General features: G+C 69.5%; 26 protein-coding genes. 15 read left to right on the top strand and 11 right to left on the bottom strand.

Features of this window, described 5'->3' with window-relative positions; genetic code table 11:
- The first annotated feature begins 69 nt into the window (after nucleotides 1-69).
- From ABTW72_RS13120 to ABTW72_RS13095, 6 genes are all read left to right on the top strand, one after another.
- Nucleotides 70-954 (top strand): LysR family transcriptional regulator, encoded by an 885-nt coding sequence (locus tag ABTW72_RS13120; RefSeq protein WP_350858098.1) that lies wholly within the window; start codon nucleotides 70-72, stop codon nucleotides 952-954.
- Nucleotides 951-1,706: a class I SAM-dependent methyltransferase gene (locus ABTW72_RS13115; RefSeq protein WP_350858096.1), complete on the top strand. Its 756-nt coding sequence runs from the start codon at nucleotides 951-953 to the stop codon at nucleotides 1,704-1,706. Before ABTW72_RS13120 ends, ABTW72_RS13115 begins: the two co-directional genes overlap by 4 nt.
- Before the next feature lie 10 nt (nucleotides 1,707-1,716).
- Nucleotides 1,717-2,079, top strand: a complete 363-nt coding sequence (locus ABTW72_RS13110; RefSeq protein WP_030337500.1) for a PH domain-containing protein — start codon at nucleotides 1,717-1,719, stop codon at nucleotides 2,077-2,079.
- A gap of 223 nt (nucleotides 2,080-2,302) precedes the next feature.
- Complete coding sequence (locus ABTW72_RS13105) at nucleotides 2,303-3,034, top strand: class I SAM-dependent methyltransferase (RefSeq protein ID WP_350858093.1); 732 nt, start codon at nucleotides 2,303-2,305, stop codon at nucleotides 3,032-3,034.
- A 99-nt stretch (nucleotides 3,035-3,133) separates the two neighbouring features.
- Nucleotides 3,134-3,334 carry a hypothetical protein gene (locus tag ABTW72_RS13100; protein WP_350858090.1) on the top strand — a complete coding sequence of 67 codons (201 nt, stop codon included), beginning with the start codon at nucleotides 3,134-3,136 and terminating at the stop codon, nucleotides 3,332-3,334.
- Between the two features lie 80 nt (nucleotides 3,335-3,414).
- On the top strand, nucleotides 3,415-4,692 hold the full coding sequence (locus tag ABTW72_RS13095) for an MFS transporter (RefSeq protein ID WP_350858088.1): 1,278 nt from the start codon (nucleotides 3,415-3,417) through the stop codon (nucleotides 4,690-4,692).
- Here ABTW72_RS13095 and ABTW72_RS13090 read toward each other — a convergent pair.
- From ABTW72_RS13090 to ABTW72_RS13080, 3 genes are read right to left on the bottom strand one after another with little or no spacing between them, the layout of a single operon-like run.
- The gene (locus tag ABTW72_RS13090) at nucleotides 4,676-5,119 is read right to left on the bottom strand and encodes an SRPBCC family protein (RefSeq protein WP_091406258.1); all 444 of its coding nucleotides are present in this window, start codon (nucleotides 5,117-5,119) and stop codon (nucleotides 4,676-4,678) included. The genes ABTW72_RS13095 and ABTW72_RS13090 overlap by 17 nt on opposite strands.
- 2 nt (nucleotides 5,120-5,121) lie before the next feature.
- Nucleotides 5,122-5,463, bottom strand: a complete 342-nt coding sequence (locus ABTW72_RS13085; RefSeq protein ID WP_350858875.1) for an ArsR/SmtB family transcription factor — start codon at nucleotides 5,461-5,463, stop codon at nucleotides 5,122-5,124.
- A 5-nt stretch (nucleotides 5,464-5,468) separates the two neighbouring features.
- Complete coding sequence (locus tag ABTW72_RS13080) at nucleotides 5,469-5,927, bottom strand: SRPBCC domain-containing protein (RefSeq protein ID WP_350858085.1); 459 nt, start codon at nucleotides 5,925-5,927, stop codon at nucleotides 5,469-5,471.
- A gap of 114 nt (nucleotides 5,928-6,041) precedes the next feature.
- On the opposite strand from ABTW72_RS13080, the gene ABTW72_RS13075 reads away from it, so the two are divergent.
- From ABTW72_RS13075 to ABTW72_RS13065, 3 genes are all read left to right on the top strand, one after another.
- Nucleotides 6,042-6,416 carry a VOC family protein gene (locus ABTW72_RS13075; RefSeq protein ID WP_350858082.1) on the top strand — a complete coding sequence of 125 codons (375 nt, stop codon included), beginning with the start codon at nucleotides 6,042-6,044 and terminating at the stop codon, nucleotides 6,414-6,416.
- A gap of 13 nt (nucleotides 6,417-6,429) precedes the next feature.
- Nucleotides 6,430-7,032: an NAD(P)H-dependent oxidoreductase gene (locus ABTW72_RS13070; RefSeq protein WP_350858080.1), complete on the top strand. Its 603-nt coding sequence runs from the start codon at nucleotides 6,430-6,432 to the stop codon at nucleotides 7,030-7,032.
- An 81-nt stretch (nucleotides 7,033-7,113) separates the two neighbouring features.
- Nucleotides 7,114-7,920: a nucleotidyltransferase domain-containing protein gene (locus ABTW72_RS13065; protein WP_350858077.1), complete on the top strand. Its 807-nt coding sequence runs from the start codon at nucleotides 7,114-7,116 to the stop codon at nucleotides 7,918-7,920.
- 1 nt (nucleotide 7,921) lies between these two features.
- Here ABTW72_RS13065 and ABTW72_RS13060 read toward each other — a convergent pair whose 3' ends face one another.
- Entirely contained in the window at nucleotides 7,922-8,320 is a 399-nt protein-coding gene (locus ABTW72_RS13060; RefSeq protein WP_350858075.1) for an HflX-like GTP-binding protein, read from the bottom strand.
- Complete coding sequence (locus ABTW72_RS13055; protein WP_350858072.1) at nucleotides 8,317-9,087, bottom strand: class I SAM-dependent methyltransferase; 771 nt, start codon at nucleotides 9,085-9,087, stop codon at nucleotides 8,317-8,319. Before ABTW72_RS13055 ends, ABTW72_RS13060 begins: the two co-directional genes overlap by 4 nt.
- A gap of 49 nt (nucleotides 9,088-9,136) precedes the next feature.
- On the opposite strand from ABTW72_RS13055, the gene ABTW72_RS13050 reads away from it, so the two are divergent.
- From ABTW72_RS13050 to ABTW72_RS13040, 3 genes are all read left to right on the top strand, one after another.
- Nucleotides 9,137-9,694 carry a DUF3592 domain-containing protein gene (locus tag ABTW72_RS13050; protein ID WP_350858069.1) on the top strand — a complete coding sequence of 186 codons (558 nt, stop codon included), beginning with the start codon at nucleotides 9,137-9,139 and terminating at the stop codon, nucleotides 9,692-9,694.
- A gap of 216 nt (nucleotides 9,695-9,910) precedes the next feature.
- Nucleotides 9,911-10,162 (top strand): hypothetical protein, encoded by a 252-nt coding sequence (locus ABTW72_RS13045; protein WP_350858066.1) that lies wholly within the window; start codon nucleotides 9,911-9,913, stop codon nucleotides 10,160-10,162.
- 252 nt (nucleotides 10,163-10,414) lie between these two features.
- Nucleotides 10,415-10,888, top strand: a complete 474-nt coding sequence (locus tag ABTW72_RS13040) for a hypothetical protein (protein ID WP_350858063.1) — start codon at nucleotides 10,415-10,417, stop codon at nucleotides 10,886-10,888.
- 84 nt (nucleotides 10,889-10,972) lie between these two features.
- Here the strand turns inward: ABTW72_RS13040 and ABTW72_RS13035 are convergent, their stop codons facing one another.
- Complete coding sequence (locus ABTW72_RS13035) at nucleotides 10,973-11,320, bottom strand: immunity 8 family protein (protein WP_350858060.1); 348 nt, start codon at nucleotides 11,318-11,320, stop codon at nucleotides 10,973-10,975.
- 773 nt (nucleotides 11,321-12,093) lie between these two features.
- On the opposite strand from ABTW72_RS13035, the gene ABTW72_RS13030 reads away from it, so the two are divergent.
- Nucleotides 12,094-12,243: a hypothetical protein gene (locus tag ABTW72_RS13030; RefSeq protein ID WP_350858058.1), complete on the top strand. Its 150-nt coding sequence runs from the start codon at nucleotides 12,094-12,096 to the stop codon at nucleotides 12,241-12,243.
- Nucleotides 12,244-12,258: 15 nt separating this feature from the next.
- Here ABTW72_RS13030 and ABTW72_RS13025 read toward each other — a convergent pair whose 3' ends face one another.
- The gene (locus ABTW72_RS13025) at nucleotides 12,259-12,639 is read right to left on the bottom strand and encodes a hypothetical protein (protein ID WP_350858055.1); all 381 of its coding nucleotides are present in this window, start codon (nucleotides 12,637-12,639) and stop codon (nucleotides 12,259-12,261) included.
- A 240-nt stretch (nucleotides 12,640-12,879) separates the two neighbouring features.
- Nucleotides 12,880-13,383, bottom strand: coding sequence for a hypothetical protein (locus ABTW72_RS13020; RefSeq protein WP_350858053.1), 504 nt, complete (start codon nucleotides 13,381-13,383; stop codon nucleotides 12,880-12,882).
- Between the two features lie 258 nt (nucleotides 13,384-13,641).
- Between ABTW72_RS13020 and ABTW72_RS32720 the strand changes: the two genes are divergently transcribed.
- Nucleotides 13,642-14,058, top strand: coding sequence for an immunity protein Imm33 domain-containing protein (locus ABTW72_RS32720; protein WP_502892204.1), 417 nt, complete (start codon nucleotides 13,642-13,644; stop codon nucleotides 14,056-14,058).
- A gap of 170 nt (nucleotides 14,059-14,228) precedes the next feature.
- Here the strand turns inward: ABTW72_RS32720 and ychF are convergent, their stop codons facing one another.
- A complete protein-coding gene (gene ychF, locus ABTW72_RS13015; protein WP_350858050.1) occupies nucleotides 14,229-15,314 on the bottom strand; it encodes a redox-regulated ATPase YchF in 1,086 nt (361 codons plus the stop codon).
- 145 nt (nucleotides 15,315-15,459) lie between these two features.
- On the opposite strand from ychF, the gene ABTW72_RS13010 reads away from it, so the two are divergent.
- Nucleotides 15,460-16,029 (top strand): exonuclease, encoded by a 570-nt coding sequence (locus ABTW72_RS13010; protein WP_350858047.1) that lies wholly within the window; start codon nucleotides 15,460-15,462, stop codon nucleotides 16,027-16,029.
- Between the two features lie 3 nt (nucleotides 16,030-16,032).
- Here ABTW72_RS13010 and ABTW72_RS13005 read toward each other — a convergent pair whose 3' ends face one another.
- Together ABTW72_RS13005 and ABTW72_RS13000 are read right to left on the bottom strand one after the other, a co-directional pair.
- Complete coding sequence (locus ABTW72_RS13005) at nucleotides 16,033-16,767, bottom strand: Type 1 glutamine amidotransferase-like domain-containing protein (RefSeq protein WP_112675753.1); 735 nt, start codon at nucleotides 16,765-16,767, stop codon at nucleotides 16,033-16,035.
- 121 nt (nucleotides 16,768-16,888) lie between these two features.
- Complete coding sequence (locus tag ABTW72_RS13000) at nucleotides 16,889-17,392, bottom strand: hypothetical protein (RefSeq protein ID WP_350858044.1); 504 nt, start codon at nucleotides 17,390-17,392, stop codon at nucleotides 16,889-16,891.
- Nucleotides 17,393-17,394 lie beyond the last annotated feature (2 nt).

Here is a 17,394-nt window from a genome sequence, read left to right as displayed (position 1 = left end):
GGACGAGGAACGCCGACCAAGACCCGATGCCGCTACGATCGTTGCCCACAGGTCAACGATGGGAACGGTGTGCTGGAGCGGTACGAGGTCGAGACGTTCCTGACCCTCGCGGAGGAACTGCACTTCGGCCGGACCGCCGAGCGGTTGACAGTCAGCACCGGCCGGGTCAGCCACATCGTGAAGAAGCTGGAACGCCGGATCGGCGCACCGCTGTTCGCCCGCACCAGTCGGGTCGTCCGGCTCACCCCGATCGGCCGGCAACTCGCCGACGAACTGGCCCCGCTGGTGGCAGGCATGGACGAGGCCGTCCGCCGCGCGACCGACGCCGCCCGGGGCGTGACCGGGACGCTACGGGTGGCGTTCCTCGGCGAGTGGACCGCGCCGGTGCTGCTCCGGGCGGTGGCCCTGTTCGGTGAACGGCACCCCGACTGCCGGGTGGAGGTGCACGAGGCGCAGTTGTCCACCACCCGCTCGGGGTTGCTCGACGGCTCGACCGACGTGTTGATCGCCTCGTACCCGTTCGACGGGATGGCCACCGGCCCGGCGCTGCTCTCCGAGGGCCGGGTGCTGGCGGTGGCGGCGGGCCACCCGCTCACCCGGGAGCGGTCGGTGTCGTTGGAGGTGCTCGCCGACCACCCGGTGGTGCAGTACCCGACAGTGACCTCGGTGGAGTTCAAGCGGGACCGCACACCGGAGCGCACCCCGTCCGGCCGGGCGGTGCCAAAGGGGCCCGCCGGGAACACCTTCTCCGAGATGCTGTCCCTGGTCGCGCTGGGCCGGGGAGTCCTGCCGGTGGGCGAGCACACGCGGCGCTACTACCCGCGCCCCGACGTGGCGTACGTGCCCATCCACGATGCGCCGCCGATCGAACGAGGGCCGGTCTGGCTGGCCAGCAACACCACCACCCGGGTACGCGAGTTCGTCCGCGCCGCGACCGACGCGAACCCCCGATGAGGCACGCCGAGTTCCGCCACCACCGGCTGGTGCGGGTGTACGACGCGGAGTGCCGGTGGGGGCCGGACGACGATTTCTTCCAGACGGTGGTCGACGAGACCCCGGCCGCCCGGGTGCTCGACCTCGGCTGCGGCACCGGCCGGCTGGCCATTGCCCTCGCCGCCGCCGGCCACACCGTCACCGGTGTGGATCCGGCCGACGCGTCAGTGGCCTCCGCCCGGGCCAAGCCGGGTGGTGAGCGGGTGACCTGGCTCGTGGGCACCTCGGCGCTGCTGCCGGAGCGGGCGTTCGACGTCGCGGTGCTGACCAGCCACGTCGCGCAGTTCTTCGTGGACGATGCGGAGTGGTCGCGTACCCTCGCCGACCTGGCCCGGGCGCTGGTGCCCGGCGGCCGGCTGGTGTTCGACGCCCGCGACCCGGCGGACCGTCGCTGGGAGCTGTGGAACCCGGTGGATTCGCACCGGCTGGTCACGCTGCCCGACGGCGGCGAGGTCCGCGCGTGGACCGAGGTCACCGGGGTACGCGACGGAGTGGTCGACTTCACCCACCACTACCACTTCGACGACGGGGAGGAACTCCTCAGCTCGGCGAGCCTGCGCTTTCGCACGGAGGCCGAGCTGCGCACCTCCCTGACCAGGGCGGGCTTCATCGTGGATCGCGTTCACGGTGGCTGGCACGGCGAGCCCGTCGGCCACGGCGACGGCGAGTTCGTGATCCTCGCCCGGGTGGGCACGCTGGCACCGGTTTTCTAGCCTGGATCGCATGGCGAACATCGCGTACGACCGCAAAGAGCAGGTCCAGCAGATTGAGAGTGGCCTCCTCGAAGGCGAGCAGATCATCGCCGTCTACGACGCCGTCGGCACCGGCACCGGGTTCATCGGGCTGACCGACCGCCGCGTGATCATCCAGGACCGGTCCTTCGTCGGGAAGCGGTTCGCGATCACCAGCATCCCGTACTCGAAGATCACCAGCGTGAGCGTGGTCAGCAACAAGTCGTGGGGTGGTTCGTTCTTCTCCACCGGTGCCATCGCCATCCACGTCGGCACGCACACCTATGAGGTGGAGTTCCGTGGCGCGCAGAAGAGCCACCACGTGCACAACGTGATCCTGCACCACATCTCCTGACCGCACGTCCCGTCGTGGGCCCGGCCGGCGTAAATGCCTTGCCGGGCCCGCGGCGTCTCTGGTGTCCTCGGTCGACAGCCGCGCGAAGGGAGCAGCCGCCATGCCCGACACGACGAAGTCCCCCGAACCAACCGTCATCCGACCCGAGGAATCGAGACTTCGTGAGCAGGACTGTTTCCCTGGCGCTGCTGGGCGCCACTGACCCCAACCTCGGAGGCCGCTGATGTCGGTCTTCGACGATCCTGGCCTCTTCGGCCGGCTCTGGGCTGCCGACTACGACGGCCCGGGCAACCCCGACCCGGCCCCTGCCGTTGACTTCCTGGCCGAACTGGCCGACGGAGGTCCGGTTCTCGAACTGGCGATCGGCACCGGCCGGGTCGCGCTGCCGCTGGCCGAACGCGGCCTCGCCGTGCACGGCGTCGAGGCGTCCGAGGAGATGCTCGCGCAGCTGCGGGCGAAACCCGGCGGCGACCAAATCCCGGTGGTCGTCGCCGACATGGCGGACGTGCCGGTGGCCGGCGAGTTCCGGCTCGCGTACCTGGTCTTCAACACCCTGTTCAACCTGGTGGACGCCGAGCGGCAGGCGGACTGCTTCCGCAACGTCGCCCGGGTGCTGTCGCCCGGCGGCGCGTTCGTCATCGAGACGTTCGTGCCCGACCCGCGCAGCTTCGACTCGGACGAGCAGGTGCAGGTGCGTGAGGTCACCGAGGACTCCGCGACGATCCGACTGCACCGGTACGACCGGCCGGCGCAGCGGTTCATCCGGCAGACGATCACGTTCGACGCGGACGGTGTGCACCTGAAGCCGTTCGCCATGCGGTACGCCTGGCCGCACCAGATCGACGAGATGGCGCAGCAGGCCGGGCTCCGGCTCACCGAGCGGTACGCCGACTGGCACCGACGACCGTTCCAGGCCGACAGCCCGTCGCACATCTCCGTCTACCGGGCGGAGTAGCGGTTTGATCGGCTCGGGTTTCGGAAAGTCGGGGTGTCATCGCCCCGACGTCAAGGAACCCGAGCCGATCTCCCGCCGGCGGAAAGGTGAGATGCCGCCATGAGCAGGCGAGCCGTCCATGTAGTCCTGGCCCTGTCGGTCGTCCTGATGGTCACCGGCATCATCCTCAAGGTGACCGGCGACGGCGGTGCCGACACGGCCGGCACGGTGGCGGTGTCGCTCGCCTCGGTGGGTTCGATCGTGGCGAGCATCGGCTCGTCCTCGCGCGCTGCCCGCGGTAGCGACGGCCCGCAACGGTGATCCGGCCTTTCACCCTCGGCTGATTCTGCTGGTAGCAGTAGGTGTTGATTCGCAGGTGCCGCGGCGGGTGAGCTGACAGCATGTCGGACGCCTCCCGTTTCCCGCGCTCCTCCCCGTACTGGCCGGTGGTCAGTCATCCTCAGCTCCGGCGCGTACTGCCCGGGCTGGCCGTCTCCGCGTTGGGAGACGGCCTGGCGGTGGTCGCGGTGACCTGGCTCGCCATCCAACTCGCTCCGCACGATCAGCGGGGCACCTGGATCGCGCTGGCCATGGCGTCGTACACGCTGCCCAGCGCGGCCGGGACTGTCGTCTTCGGCCGGCTGTTACGGGGGCGCAGCGGCGCGCAACTCGCCGGTTGGGATGCCATCCTGCGGGCCAGCGCGCTCGGGGCGATCCCCCTCGCCCACCTCGCTGGCGTGCTCACCATCGGGCTGTACGTGGTTCTGCTGGCCGCGTCGGCGCTGCTGCACTCGTGGGGTTCCGCCGGCCGATTCACCCTGATCGCCGAACTGCTGCCGCAGCGACACCATCTGCCGGCCAACGCCGTGCTCAGCACCATCGGAGGGTTCGCCACAATCGTGGGCCCGCCACTGGCGGGCATCCTGATCGGCTGGGTGGGGCCGGTCTGGGTCATCGCCATCGACGCCGCCACCTTCGCCGCGCTGGCCCTCACGTACCGTCTCGCCCTTCCCGCCAACGACGGACCCGCACGGTCCGAGAGTGGCGCTTCGCGAACGGCCGGCTTCGCGGTCATCCGCCAGAACCCGGCCCTGCTGGGCCTGCTGGTGCTGAGCCTCGGGTTCTTCTTCCTCTTCGGACCGGTGTACGTGGCGATGCCCATCCACATCACCGACGACCTGCACGCCTCGGCGACGCTGCTCGGCGCCTACTACACCGCGTTCGGCGTCGGCGGTCTCGCCGGGGGTCTGGTCGCCGGTTACCTCCGCCGCTGGCCACTGCGAGCCACCACCATCGGCATCGTCGTCGCGTTCGGCGTTGCCATGCTGCCCCTCGGCCTGGGCGTACCGGTCGGCGTGTCGTTGCCGGCGTTCGCCCTGGCGGGCTTCATCTGGGCGCCGTACATGTCCACGTCGATGGCGCTGTTCCAGCGCAGCACGTCGACCGCCCGACTGCCCGCGGTGCTCGCCGCGAACGGTGCCATCCTCGTGCTGGCGGTGCCGCTGGGCACCATGCTGGGCGGGCCGCTGGTGGGTGCCATCGGCCCCCGCCCGACGCTGCTGCTCTGCGCCGTGGCGATCGTGGCCCTCGGCCTGGTCGCCGGGGCAATCGCGATCTCCAGGCGGAGTTCGCGATTGCCCGGCGATGCAGCCGTCACCCAGGTCAGTGCCAGTCGCTGATCCGCACGTCGTCCGGGGCCGGTCGGCCGTGGCCGGTCTCCACCTGCTCCTTCAGGCTCATCAGGAACAGCGCCCACTTGGTGCTGCAGTGGTGCATGAACTCGACCGGCTCGCGCCAGCCCTGGTGCGCGAACTGGACGATCGTGTACTCGCCGCGCTGGTCGAGACGCCAGTCGACCTCGGTGCCGACCCACTCCTCTGGGCCGTCGACGACGCGCCACCGCACCCGCCCGGCGGGGTTCAGCTCCAGGACCTCCATGTCGAAGCCGCCGGCATCGCCGAACCGGAAGGCCAACTGTCCACCGACCTCGCTCTTGCCCACCGTGTCGGTGGTCCACCAGGCGGCGAGGCCCTCCGGCGTCGCCACCGCTCGGTAGACGTCGTCGAGCGGAGCGACGACGCCGACCCGGTGCAGGATGTCGACCATTCTCAGTCTCCTTCGTCGTTGGTGCGGGTGCGTTCGATCGCCTCGGCGATCCGCTTGATCCGGCGGAGTCGGGCGTCCCAGGTGGAGCCGACCGCCGACAACTGGGCGACCGCGCGGGCGAGCTGCGCCTCGTCCACCTGGTAATGGCGTTCGCGACCGGCCGGTTCGGCGTGGATCAGCCCAACCCGGTCGAGGACCGCCAGGTGCTTCGAGACGGCCTGACGGGTGACGGGTAGCCGCCTGCTCAAGGAGGTGGCCGTGCCCGGCCCGTCGGCGAGAAGAAGATCGATCATCGTACGCCGGATCGGGTCGCCGATCGCCGACCACAACTCGTCGTCGACCATTGCGCTCACGGGGTCGCGACCAGCCGCGCGACGTATTCGCCCAGCCGAGGCATGTAGTGGTCCCAACCGTTCTCGTGGTCGCGGTACTGCTCCTCCAGGACGGCGACCTCCCAACCCAGCTCGCGGAACCCGGTCTCGGTCATCCGGATCAGCGTTCCGCCGCCGCTGGGCACCAGGTCGAAGGTGACGAACAGCGCCTGCCCGCTCCGGTCCGGCTCGGTGAAGCACCATCGAAAGGAGAACCGCTTCGGCGGGTCGACCTCGACGACGGCGAGCGCGACGGTCTTCGTCTCCCCGGTGTCGGCGTCGCGCCACACCAGCTCACCGGGCGCGCCCGCGACCGACTCGAACCGCGCGTCGTCGGGCCACCACTCCCGCATGTGCTCGGGTTGGCTGACCACCTCGAAGACGACCTCGGGGGACGCGTTGACGTGGATGTCGCGTTCGATCGTTCCCTGTTCCATGCCCACAACCTTTCGCAACCTTTGGTTGCACTCAACCTACGACAGCCCGCACCAATCGCGCAACCTTTCGTTGCACGTCGTGGTTTCGTCGTACCCGGGGTGCACGATCGGCGCATGTCTGAGTCATCGCCGCACCGACACCACGCCATCGACTACATCGAGCTCACGGTGACCGACCTCGCCGTGGCCAAGCGCTTCTACGCCGACGCGTTCGGTTGGCAGTTCAACGACTACGGGCCGGAGTACGCCGGCATCCGCAGCCCACACGGCGACGCCGCGTCCGAGGTCGGCGGTCTCCGTGTGGACAGGGAGGTTCGGGCGGGCGGCCCGCTCGTGCTGCTCTACTCCAGCGACCTGGACCGATCCGTGCAGGCCGTCAAGGAGGCCGGCGGCCAGGTGGTGAACGGGCCGTACGAGTTCCCCGGTGGCCGGCGGTTCCACTTCACCGACCCCAGCGGCAACGAGTTGGGTGCCTGGGCCGAGCAGTAGGACCCTTGCACCCATGCACAGCTTGTTGGTAGCCGTGAACCCCGAGCCCGGGTCCCTGACGCACCACGTGGCGCGGCGACTTGAGGCCGCGCTGCGCCCGGGGTCGGTCGAGATCGCCGACCTGGCGAAGGAGGGCTTCGACCCGAGGTACACCCCGGCCGACCGCCTGGCGTACCAGCAGCGCGGCGGGCCGCCGCCCGACGTCCTCCGCGAGCAGCAGCGCATCGATCGAGCAAATGACCTCGTGCTGGTCTTCCCGGTCTACTGGTGGTCGATGCCGGCGCTGCTCAAGGGGTGGATCGACCGGGTGTTCATCAACGGCTGGGCCTTCGACTACGCCCCGGCCACCGGCATCCAACCGCGGCTGCACCGCCTCACCACCCACCTGCTCCCGGTCGCCGGTGACGACGCCGGCCTCTACGAGCGACACGGGTACGGACACGCGCTGCGGACGCAGATCGAGCACGGCATCGTTGACTACTGCGGCAGCCGTCGTGGCGTCACGGCCTTCGTGCACGAGTCCGAGCAGGACGATTCCCAGGCCACGGCACGAAACGTCGACCAAGCCGTAACCATGATCCGCGACGCCATCTCCGTACCGCTCGACGCGCGTTAGGAGGGGTGCTGCCTCTCAGACCACTCCGAGATCGCCCGGCCCGTGGGTGATCGTCGTCGCCAGCTCCGGCAGAGTGTCCCCATGCCCGGAAGAGGACTGGACGTCGAGGGATGGATCGCGCGCGAGGGTGCACTCAGTCGGGTCCCGGCCGCGTTCGCCGGTGTTGTCGACGCGGCACGCGCTCGGATAGCCGAGTCGTTCGACGGTGGTCTGCTGCACAGCGCCTACATCTACGGCAGCATCCCGCGCGGCACCGCCATCCTCGGCGTCTCCGATCTCGACCTGCTCCTCGCCCTGCACACGGAACCAACCGAGGCCGACCGGGCGGCTGCCACCAGGATCGAGCAGGACCTCGACCGGTCCTTTCCGCAGATCGACGGCGTGGGCGTCCTGCTGTTCAGCGCACGTACGCTGCTCAGCGAGCTTGAGCGGCACGACCTCGGCTTCTTCGTCGCCTGCCTGTGCACCCCCCTGCTGGGCGACGACCTCGCCGACCAACTCCCCCGCTACCGGCCCACTTCCCTGCTCGCCCGGGAGACGAACGGCGACCTGTCCCTTGCGCTTGCGGGGTGGCGCCGCCAGGCGGCCGAAGCGAACACCGACCAGCAACGGAAGGCCCTCAGCCGGGTCGTCGCTCGGCGCATCGTCAGGACCGGCTTCACACTGGTCATGCCTCAGTGGGGAGGCTGGACGAGCGACCTCACCCAATCCGCCGAGGCGTTCGGGCTCCACTATCCGGAACGCGCGGAGCAGATGCGTAGAGCTGCCGTTATCGGCCGCACGCCCTCCCCGGTTCCGGGTGGCCTCCGCGAACTCATCGACGACCTTGGGCCCTGGCTCGCCGCCGAGTACGCGACCGTCCACGGCGAGAAGGCCGTCCGTCCCTGACCTACCGGAGGTCCTCGCCACTCATCACGAGACAGCCGAACATGTCCGTGAGGACGGCCCGCTGGTGGCCGGTCAAGGGATTCGCGAAGACCACGACGCCGACCCCGCGCTGCCGGCAGTCCTCGGCGACTTCGCGGGCTCTACCGGGGGTGAGCAACGTCCGCCGCGAGAACGGGTCGCCCATCTTGTCCGCTCCGCCGGAAGAGACTCCCCGCCGCTGCACATGCCGGCTCACGACCTGGCCACCGTGGGCTTCCACCACGCTGGCCAGCAGATCGAGCTTGCTGTCGAACTCCTTGTCCTTCGCCGAGAACAGGCCCACGAGTGCCACCTCGGCGCCTGCCAGCGCAGCGTTCAACGCCCCGGAGCGATGCCGGTTCACCGGGTCGACGATCGTCAACTCCGGCGGGCGCGCAGCACGCCGGTCAGCATCGGCAGCGTGAACTCGCCGTGGGCGGTTTCGGGTCGGCTCCCGAGGAAGGAGCGGATCCGGCCGAGGGTGGCCTCTCGCTCCTCGTCCGGCATGACCAGCATCCCGGCCCGCGTCGCGAGCGTCGCGACGAGCGAGTCGGCGGTACGACGCTGCCCGTGCGGGAACTCGACCTGCTCGGCCGCCCCGAACCCCGCGATCAGGCCGGTGCTCGGAACGAGCATGTCCGCCGTCGCCGCGCGCCAACTGCTCAACGTGTCACGCGGGCCGATGGCCGCACTCCCGCTGACCCGTCCGAGCCCGGCAACCCAGTCGATCCGGTCGTCCATGATGTTCCACAGACCGGCCAGGACACCGCCGGGTGCGAGGACCCGGGCGATCTCCGCCCCCGCGACGGTCATGTCGAACCAGTGCAGGGCGTTGCCGGCGAGCACGGCATCGACGGACCCGTCCGGCAACGGGATGGCCTCGGCGCTACCCGGCAGGGCACTGACGGTCGGCACCGCACGGCGAAGCTCGGTGAGCATCGCCGGGTCGGGCTCGACCGCCACGACATCCGCGCCCACCGCCACCAGCGTCGCGGACAACTTGCCGGTGCCGGCACCCAGGTCGAGCACGCGTAGACCGGGGGCGGCCTCCAGCGCCCACCGCACCGCGGCCCGCGCGTAGTCAGGGCGGTGCTCGGCGTACGCGGTCGCCGCCGCGCCAAACGACGACCGGAGCAGCTGATCCGTCATCCGGTCACCCTACTGCCGCCTGTCGACATCGACTGCGACCATGACCACCGTGAAGATCTTGCGGAGCTGGTGGCTTGCCCGCTACCCCGTCTACGCACTCGGCCTCGCGGTCGGGCTGGTCATGATGTGGCTGCCGTTCAAGACCTTTCAGGACAACGACGCCTGGGGGCGTCGACTGCGGGTCGACGGCGTGCCAGCCCAGGCAGTTGTCGATGAACTCGTGCACAAGCGGCGGAACACGATGCACCTGCGCTACGAGTTCGCCGGCGCTCAGCGTCAGGCCGAGGTTGGCTGTTGGGAGGTCTGCCTGGCGGCCGGCAGTGCTATGCAGATCTGGGTCAACCCCGATGATCCGCAGGATTTCGTCACCGATTTCGGCATCCTCAGCGGGCATCGGGGCCGGCTGCAAGGGGTGGTCGGGGCGGCAGGCCTGGTGCTGTCCGGGTGGATGGCACTAGCCGTGGTCGCCCGCGGCTACGAGAGACGACGCGACCGCCGGCGACACGACTGGCAGCGGCAGCAACGAGACCAGCGCCAACGGCAGTTCGCGAACGCCAGGGCCGGGAGAAAGCGCAAGCCGAGCCGGCGACGGCCGAACCTGGACTGATCTCACGACAGACAGGTGACCGCGATGAACTGCATCGAGGTCCGCTGCTGGCTGGACTGGTGGGCCGACAACCATCGTCGGTTCGCCCTCACCGAGTGACGGACCAGTTCGTGGCGGGCGTATCCGTCACAGACGCCGTAGCCAGCCCGGAGCAACAGGTGCGAAGACCCGCAACGGTCCGCGGCGGTCACGGATGTACGTCGCATAGTCGTCAAAGTGGCGACGGCGGCCGAGGAAGTGCGGGTAGTGATCGAAGTGCCACCGGCAGGCCTCGACGAACTCGGTGTGGTCATCGAGCCCGAGGCGAGCACAGACACGTGCGAACTCGTCCAAGCCGTCCAGCATCTCGGCGCACTGGGCAGGTGTCGCGCCATCGGCACCCCACAGCACACCGGCCGGCAGCTCGTGGACCGCACAGTCAAGCCACTGGCGATCACGAACATAGCGGGCCCGGTCGTCGTCAGCTGAGGCGGTCACCGGGCTACCCCTGCCTGCACCATGCCGCCAGCCTAGGCAACAGCCGCCGACCTGAGTCAGACGTTGAGGCGGAACATAGACCGCCTCTCCCATGACCTGCGGCGATCTGGTCGGCGCGCTGGTCACGGTCGCTCCTGGGCTCACGTCCTTGATAGCTGGTTGCCGACGTTTCACAGTGTCTTGTGCCCCGTGCGCGCCCCCGGCTGCCGCCCGGTGAATCCAGGGCCGGTCTAGCATCCCGATGTGGACTTGAACCCTGATGACAGCCACTTGAGCACCGAGGACCTGGAATCCGTCCGGGCCGCCAGTGCGGCGCTCCATCAGCAAGGGTGGCGCAAGGAGTTCACAATTGAGGAGATGATCGGCAAGTGGGCGTGGCTCGTCGCCCAGGTTGAGCGGGGCTACTCCGACCTCGTCGACGAGTACACAAATGATCTCTACTGCAGAGACTGGCTAGCTAAGGCATGGCCCCAGGTGACTCACCCCGTCCGGTCGTGCTGGCACGAGATGCTGCAACCGCTGGACGAGCGCTTCCGTGCCGCCACGATTGAGGATGGCGGCCAGGCAGTAGGCCGATACCACCAGATCACTCCCGCTATGGGCTGGTGGTGGCATCGACGACCCAAGAAGCTTGTCGGCGACCTGGCCGAGGCTCTGCGCACCGCTGAAGAGACTCCTTGGCCCCCAGGCAACAAACCCACGACGGTGACCTGCTGATGCATCCGGCCGAGCCGTCGGAAGATCCTCCGGAGTCCACGCTCGTCCGTCGGCGTCCGGGCCGATCGTCACCCAGTTAGTCACTCACGAGCCGTAGTCCTCGAACTCATGCTGCGCCAGGCGTCCCACCTTCGACGCGACCTCGCTCCAGCTGGCACCCTCGATGTTCTGGATCAGCTTGCGGAGGAACTGCTCGACGCGGCCAGGGTGGAAGTGATCGACAAACAGCCAGTGTCTTCCAACGATGACGTCCTGATCAGCGAGCAGCCGTGACAGAGCAGCCGGAGTGCACACCGTTGCCTGGAACCGCTCCTCACCCTGACCATCGCTCGGGCCTGCGTAAATCTCCACGAGTTGCATGGTGACGGCGGGGTCCTCGGGAGGGCCTTGCTGAAGGTCGGGGAACCTGACCGAGTGAACAACAACGCGCATGTCCGGACCCTAGCGGCCCAAACGCCGTCCTCGTGCTGACCAACGAGACGATCAGCTTGGGAATCGGGTTGATCGTCACTTTCGGTAGACAGACGACCAATCCCACACGAGATACCAACTACAGAGCGTCAATCTTCCGGCGCTGCTCTCGGGTGGTTTTGGCCCCTGTAGACCCGGCCTTCGGGCACGCATCTGGCACGCCCCGCCATCCTCACTGTCTGCCGTCGACCCGCCCTCTGGGGAGCGGGCCGCCGCCCGGTCCGCCACGTCAAGCGGACCTTGACGCACCTACGAATGCTGGCGGGCCGGGCGGTGGTCTGCTCGGCCCGCCCGGGTCGACGGTGGGCGGGATGGCCCTGCGCAACCACCCACGGACCGTGACCCGCCAGCGGTGCCCCAGCCATCCTGGAGCCGTTGCGCCCCCGCCGGAGGCGCGGTAACCGCGACCAGCTCGCCGCCGCGACCCGCCGCGGACCCGGCGTGCGCCCTTCGCTGCGCCGCGCCGCTCGGGGCGCGGCCCGGCTGGCTGCCGGCCCACGAACACCAACCACCCTCGGCCCCACCGTCTGCGGCGGCCCCGGGCTTCCCGCTCTCCGCGCCAGCCGCCGGGCGTGTCGCGTGGCCGGAGTCGGAGCGCCAGCGGAACGACGGACGCGCGCCCAGACGGCGGCGCGTGCGGCCCGTCTCGACCCGCCTCCCCGGTCCCACCCCCAGCCGCCGCGCCGACCGTCGAGCGGGTCGTGTCGATCACCGGCAGCATCCAAGTCGGTGTCGTGCATTCCCGCAAACTCGTCACCGTCGCCCTCGACGAACACACCGTCACCGTCTACGACGCCGACACCCCGATCAAAGCCGTCCCCCGGCGCAGCACCACCGACCTGAACCGCACCAAGGCGCACCACCACATCACCGCGACTAGCTGAACCTTGAGTCTGGGGTCAGGCGGTGAACCAGCCCACCGCCGGAGCGCGGCGGTAATCCGGCCGGCTCGCCCACACCTGGTCCCACGCTTGCTCCTGCGTCGAGTCCAGACGTCCGTGCCGGGCAGCGTCAGCGTATGCGCCCAGTCGACGGTGCAGCGCCGACGCCGCCTCGACGTCCGATGCCCTGATCTCGTGCAGCACGTACCGGCGGGGACGACGATCGAGTGGGTAGACACCCGCGAACCAGAACTCCCGCCCCTCCCACCGGGCCAGCCCGTCGATATCCCCGTCGTAGAAGTCGTCGCACCACAGAATCTCGACGCCAGACAGCTCACTCAGCCTGGCCAACACCGACTCCTCGTGCATCAAAAAATCTTCGTCGGGTTCCTGAGGCACGCATAGACCCTAGCCCCAGCGTCTGCTGGCGGTGACCAGCCTTACCATCGACCGAAGGCACCAGACCTAATCGATCACGACCTAGCGTCAAGGATCCTGCGACGCCGATCCGTCAAACATCATGCGGGACCAAGCATCGCCGGCAGTCCGGTGTCCGGTCTCGGGACCTGCGCGACACATCGTTATCAGGACCTGCGTGACAGCCAGACGTAGCAACGGTCAGGCGGCCTCCCTAAGCCGTTAGGGGAACGTGGCCTCGGTGATGGTCGCTGCACCGGTTTCGGGCATCTGCTCGTGCATCGTGATCACATCGCCGCCTGTCAGACGTCGCCAGCGTTCCGGGCTCAAGGGTGCTAGCCGAACAACACCGCGCTCGCCGGGCTTAAGGTCCGGCTCGTGCTCGACCCAGATCCGCGCGACGTACAGATCCGGGTTGCCCGCGGCTGTCACGTCCCCGATGTCCCACAGCGGTCGAAGGCGCCCATCGCCTGGTATGGGCATGTGCCGGCCACCCGAGGCAGCGGACTCGACGAGCTGAAGGTCCGCGCGGATAACGCCGTGGAGCACTTCAAACCGACGCCAGTGACACCATCGCTCGGCTCTGTCGAGCTGCATCCAATGGGCGGCCTGGGCGCAGAGGTCCCAGAACGAGGTCTCGGCGGGGTAGACATCGCCAAGCTCCATGAGGATGTCCAGTGCAGCTTCCCAGTCATGGTGTCCGACGTACTCACTCGCATCGGTCACCGTCCAGCCAGTGCTGCTCCTCGCTGACGCGGGGACGCGAGAGGCGGCCCGGCGAAGAAGGTCGGGGACATCCATACCGTGATTCTCCAGCAAGGCTCGGCGGTCCTGTCTCCGCGCAAGAAGCAGCCGGGTTCGAGATCGTCTAGCCGGACGTGTCACTTACGTCCCGAGACTGATCTGTCATGCAGGTCCCGAGACCCGACATCGCCGGCAGTCCGGCTGTCGTACTCCGGTTGACCCGTGACAGTTCAGCTCCACATGATGAGCGACATGATCAGTTGGCGTCGACGCCCGCCGGGTCCCAGTGTCTCGGCCGCACAACGCGGCATGTGTCGACGCTTCACGGTCGAGCCAGCGCCGCCGGGTCAGCGAACGATGGTCGGCCTCGCACTGTCGCGCCCACGTCACCTGGAACCGCTTAACGCCCTGCGGCACCCGATCGCAGCCAACAGCAACGGCTGGTTCATCTGGCGCGGCCCCGCGATCCCCCAGTGTGACGACAACTTCTTCGCACCCTTGCATGTTGAGCACCTGGACGAGCACGCCCCAGAGCTTGGGCCGTACCTCGCACTCCCACCAGGTTGGGGCGTGGTACTCGCACCCGGCTATGAGGACGTCTGGTACGACGAGACTCTTCTCGACATCCAACCTCGGTGCGGCGGCGCCGGCAGGTAGATCGCCCTGGCCGATCAGGTAACGCCCAGGTCGAAGCCGACATCGTGCGCAGCCCTCGCGCCGGACTGTGCCGCTGTCTCAGGTCGTCGCCGCCGCGCTGCGGGCGCACATGGCGCAGTTCCGCCCCAGGGCGAGGCACCGACCGTTTGACCTGCGGCAACGGGCCGGTTTCAGACGTTGAAGCGGAACTCCACCACGTCGCCGTCCTGCATGACGTACTCCTTGCCCTCGATGCGGACCTTGCCCGCCGCCTTGGCCGCCGCCATCGAACCGTGCTCGACCAGGTCGTGGTACGAGACCACCTCGGCCTTGATGAAGCCGCGCTGGAAGTCGCTGTGGATGACACCCGCGGCCTCCGGCGCGGTGGCGCCGACCGGGACGGTCCAGGCGCGCGCTTCCTTGGGGCCGGCCGTGAGGTACGTCTGGAGGCCGAGGGTGCGGAAGCCGACCCGGACGAGCTGGTTGAGGCCGGGTTCGTTCTGCCCGATCGACTCCAACAGCTCGCGGGCCTCCTCCTCGGGCAGATCCACCAGCTCGGACTCGATCTTGGCGTCCATGAAGATGGCCTCGGCGGGGGCGACCAGGGCGCGCAGCTCGTCGAGGAACGTCTCGTTGGCCAGCTCGGCCTCGTCGACGTTGAAGACGTACAGGAAGGGCTTGGTGGTGAGCAGGTGCAGCTCGCGCAGGTGCTCCACCTCGATCTTGGCGGCGGCGGCCCCGGAGTAGAGGGTGGTGCCACCGTCGAGCACCTCGATCGCGGCCTTCGCGGCGGCGACGGCGGCGGCCCGGTCCTTGCGGAGCTTGGCCTCCTTCTCCAACCGGGGCAGCGCCTTGTCCAGGGTCTGGAGGTCAGCGAGGATCAGCTCGGTGTTGATCGTCTCGATGTCGTCGGCCGGGGAGATCTTGCCGTCGACGTGTACCACGTTCGGGTCGGAGAAGGCCCGGACGACCTGGCAGATCGCCGAGGCGTCCCGGATGTTGGCCAGGAAGGCGTTGCCCCGGCCCTGCCCCTTCGACGCGCCGCGGACCAGGCCGGCGATGTCGACGAACGACACCGGCGCCGGCAGCACCTTCTGCGAGGAGAAGATCTCGGCCAGCTTGCCCAGCCGCTCGTCGGGCAGCCCGACCACGCCGACGTTGGGCTCGATGGTGGCGAACGGGTAGTTCGCCGCCAGCACGTCGTTCTTGGTCAACGCGTTGAAAAGCGTGCTCTTGCCGACGTTGGGCAGGCCGACGATGCCGATGGTGAGACTCACGACGGGCCAGCTTACGCCGGTCCCGGCCGGGCCGGTCCAGGCGGCTCCGATTCGGCGCCCCGCCGGTGGTCGATCGTCGCTCCCACCGGGCCGCGTCGGGCGTTGCTAGTCTCCCGGTTCGATGTTCCGCTGCTGGAGGTGTGGGATGACCTCGACATTGCCCGAGCTGTACATCGCCGTCGATGTGGAGGCGGACGGGCCGATCCCCGGGCCGTACAGCATGATCTCGCTGGGCATGGCCGTGGCCGGCCGCCCGGACCTGACCTTCTACACCGAACTGCGTCCCATCTCCGACGAGTTCGTCCCTGCGGCGCTGGCCGTCTCCGGCCTGGACCGGGACCGGCTGCTGCGGGAGGCACCCACCGCGCAGGAGGCGATGTCCGCCGCGGCGGCCTGGGTCAACGGGCTGCGCCGGGTCGGCCGTCCGGTCTTCCTCGCCGCCCCGGCCGTCTGGGACGGCATGTTCGTGCACTGGTACTTCGTCCGCTTCGTCGGGCACAGCCCGTTCGGTGCGACCGGCTCCGGCGTCGATCTTCGCAGCTACTGGATGGGGTTGACCGGCAGCGAGTGGGTCCAGACCCGCAAGGGCACGATCAAGCACGAGCTGGGCCTGCACGACGTGCCGCACACGCACCACGCCGGGGAGGACGCCGCCGAGCTGGCCCAGGTCTTCGAGGCGGTGCTGCGTCGCCGACAGGCGGTCGAGGAGGCGTGACGCTCAGCCGAGCCGGCGGGGGGCGATGACCGCCTCCCGGACGCTGCCGTCGGCGCCCCGGCTGACCTCGTACGCCGAGACACCCTCGCGGTCCGCGATCGCCTCGACCAGCTGGGTGCCCCGGTAGACCAGGCCGACGCCGTCGTCGGTGCAGTGGCTGGTGGGGAGTGTGCCGTCACCGACCAGCTCGTGCATGAGCGGGCGGCGCTGGCCCTCGCTGTCGTAGTGCACCCCGTTGCCGTACGGCAGCCAGGCCAGGCCCTCGGTGAAGCCGCGCAGCCGGGGGCCGAAGCTGTCGGTGGCACCGCCGACATGCCAGCAGATCGAGCCGGCGGAGACGCCGGCCAGCACCACGCCGGCCTGCCAGCACTCGTGCAGGATCTCGTCGAGCCCGTGCACCCGCCACACCGCGACCAGGTTGGCCACGCTGCCGCCGCCGACCCAGATCACGTCCTGGGCGAGCAGGTGGGCGCGGACGTCCTCGACGTTCGGCATCGGGAACAGGGCGAGGTGTGACAGCCGGAACCGGGTGTCGGCGAACGCGCCGTAGACGGCGGTCAGCGAGGTGGGCTGGTCGCCGACGGCCTGCCCGAGGTAGCAGACCCGCGGCTGCGGACCGGCCTCGGCCAACTCGGCCGCCAGCTCGAAGACCGGGCTGGGGCGCAGGTCGTAGGGCCCGCGGTCGCCCCGGAAGAAGCCCATGCTGGTGGCGATGATGGTCGGTTCGCTGGCGGGCATCGAAGCGTCCTTCCGTCGGGGGTGGTGCGGCGTCCATCCTGCCGCAGCCGATCTCCTGTTCGCTCGGTGCGGGGCCTGACAGCCACCCGCGGGTGGCTGTCAGGCCCCGCCAGCCTCGTGATCAACCAGCCTGGTCGGGCCGCCGTTGGCGGGGCACCTCGACCTCGGGCCAACGGCCCAGGGCCCGACGGTCGGCCGGCGGCAGTTGCCCGGCGGCGGCGCGGGGCAGGGTGAACCGGTCGGCGGCGGCCGGGCCGGCCGAGACCGACTCGCGCAGCATCCAACGCACCTCGTCGGCCGTCCAGCCCAGCCCCGGCCGCGCGGCGATCTCGCGGATCAACCGCCGGCCGACCCTCGTGTCGTCGTCGTAGAAGCGCATGCACCAGTGGTGCGTCCACATCCCGAGCGCCCGCAGGCCCGCGTCGTCGAGAGAGCCGGCCAATCGGCCGCAGGCCGTGTCGGAGAAGCCCTGCTCGGGGTGGCCCGCCCGGTCCCGTTCGATGGCGCCCACGGCGGCCGGCGCGACGGCCCGCATCCGGCGGTAGAAGGATTGCGCCACCGCGCGGGGCAGCGGCGGGAACGCACCCGGTGTCGACGCCGCCGCCCAACCCGCCACGCTCGTCATCC

Source organism: Micromonospora sp. NPDC127501 (genome assembly GCF_040302185.1).
Classification (GTDB): domain Bacteria; phylum Actinomycetota; class Actinomycetes; order Mycobacteriales; family Micromonosporaceae; genus Micromonospora.
This window is presented reverse-complemented; position numbering and strand designations above follow the sequence as displayed.

Excerpts from the sequence above, each read along its gene's own strand:
- ABTW72_RS13115 (WP_350858096.1), top strand. The coding sequence starts at position 951 with ATGAGGCACGCCGAGTTCCGCCACCACCGGCTGGTGCGGGTGTACGAC.
- ABTW72_RS13110 (WP_030337500.1), top strand. The coding sequence starts at position 1,717 with ATGGCGAACATCGCGTACGACCGCAAAGAGCAGGTCCAGCAGATTGAG.
- ABTW72_RS13105 (WP_350858093.1), top strand. The coding sequence starts at position 2,303 with ATGTCGGTCTTCGACGATCCTGGCCTCTTCGGCCGGCTCTGGGCTGCC.
- ABTW72_RS13100 (WP_350858090.1), top strand. The coding sequence starts at position 3,134 with ATGAGCAGGCGAGCCGTCCATGTAGTCCTGGCCCTGTCGGTCGTCCTG.
- ABTW72_RS13095 (WP_350858088.1), top strand. The coding sequence starts at position 3,415 with ATGTCGGACGCCTCCCGTTTCCCGCGCTCCTCCCCGTACTGGCCGGTG.
- ABTW72_RS13090 (WP_091406258.1), bottom strand. The coding sequence starts at position 5,119 with ATGGTCGACATCCTGCACCGGGTCGGCGTCGTCGCTCCGCTCGACGAC.
- ABTW72_RS13085 (WP_350858875.1), bottom strand. The coding sequence starts at position 5,463 with ATGGTCGACGACGAGTTGTGGTCGGCGATCGGCGACCCGATCCGGCGT.
- ABTW72_RS13080 (WP_350858085.1), bottom strand. The coding sequence starts at position 5,927 with ATGGAACAGGGAACGATCGAACGCGACATCCACGTCAACGCGTCCCCC.
- ABTW72_RS13075 (WP_350858082.1), top strand. The coding sequence starts at position 6,042 with ATGTCTGAGTCATCGCCGCACCGACACCACGCCATCGACTACATCGAG.
- ABTW72_RS13070 (WP_350858080.1), top strand. The coding sequence starts at position 6,430 with ATGCACAGCTTGTTGGTAGCCGTGAACCCCGAGCCCGGGTCCCTGACG.
- ABTW72_RS13065 (WP_350858077.1), top strand. The coding sequence starts at position 7,114 with ATGCCCGGAAGAGGACTGGACGTCGAGGGATGGATCGCGCGCGAGGGT.
- ABTW72_RS13055 (WP_350858072.1), bottom strand. The coding sequence starts at position 9,087 with ATGACGGATCAGCTGCTCCGGTCGTCGTTTGGCGCGGCGGCGACCGCG.
- ABTW72_RS13035 (WP_350858060.1), bottom strand. The coding sequence starts at position 11,320 with ATGCGCGTTGTTGTTCACTCGGTCAGGTTCCCCGACCTTCAGCAAGGC.
- ABTW72_RS32720 (WP_502892204.1), top strand. The coding sequence starts at position 13,642 with ATGATGAGCGACATGATCAGTTGGCGTCGACGCCCGCCGGGTCCCAGT.
- ABTW72_RS13010 (WP_350858047.1), top strand. The coding sequence starts at position 15,460 with ATGACCTCGACATTGCCCGAGCTGTACATCGCCGTCGATGTGGAGGCG.
- ABTW72_RS13005 (WP_112675753.1), bottom strand. The coding sequence starts at position 16,767 with ATGCCCGCCAGCGAACCGACCATCATCGCCACCAGCATGGGCTTCTTC.
- ABTW72_RS13000 (WP_350858044.1), bottom strand. The coding sequence starts at position 17,392 with ATGACGAGCGTGGCGGGTTGGGCGGCGGCGTCGACACCGGGTGCGTTC.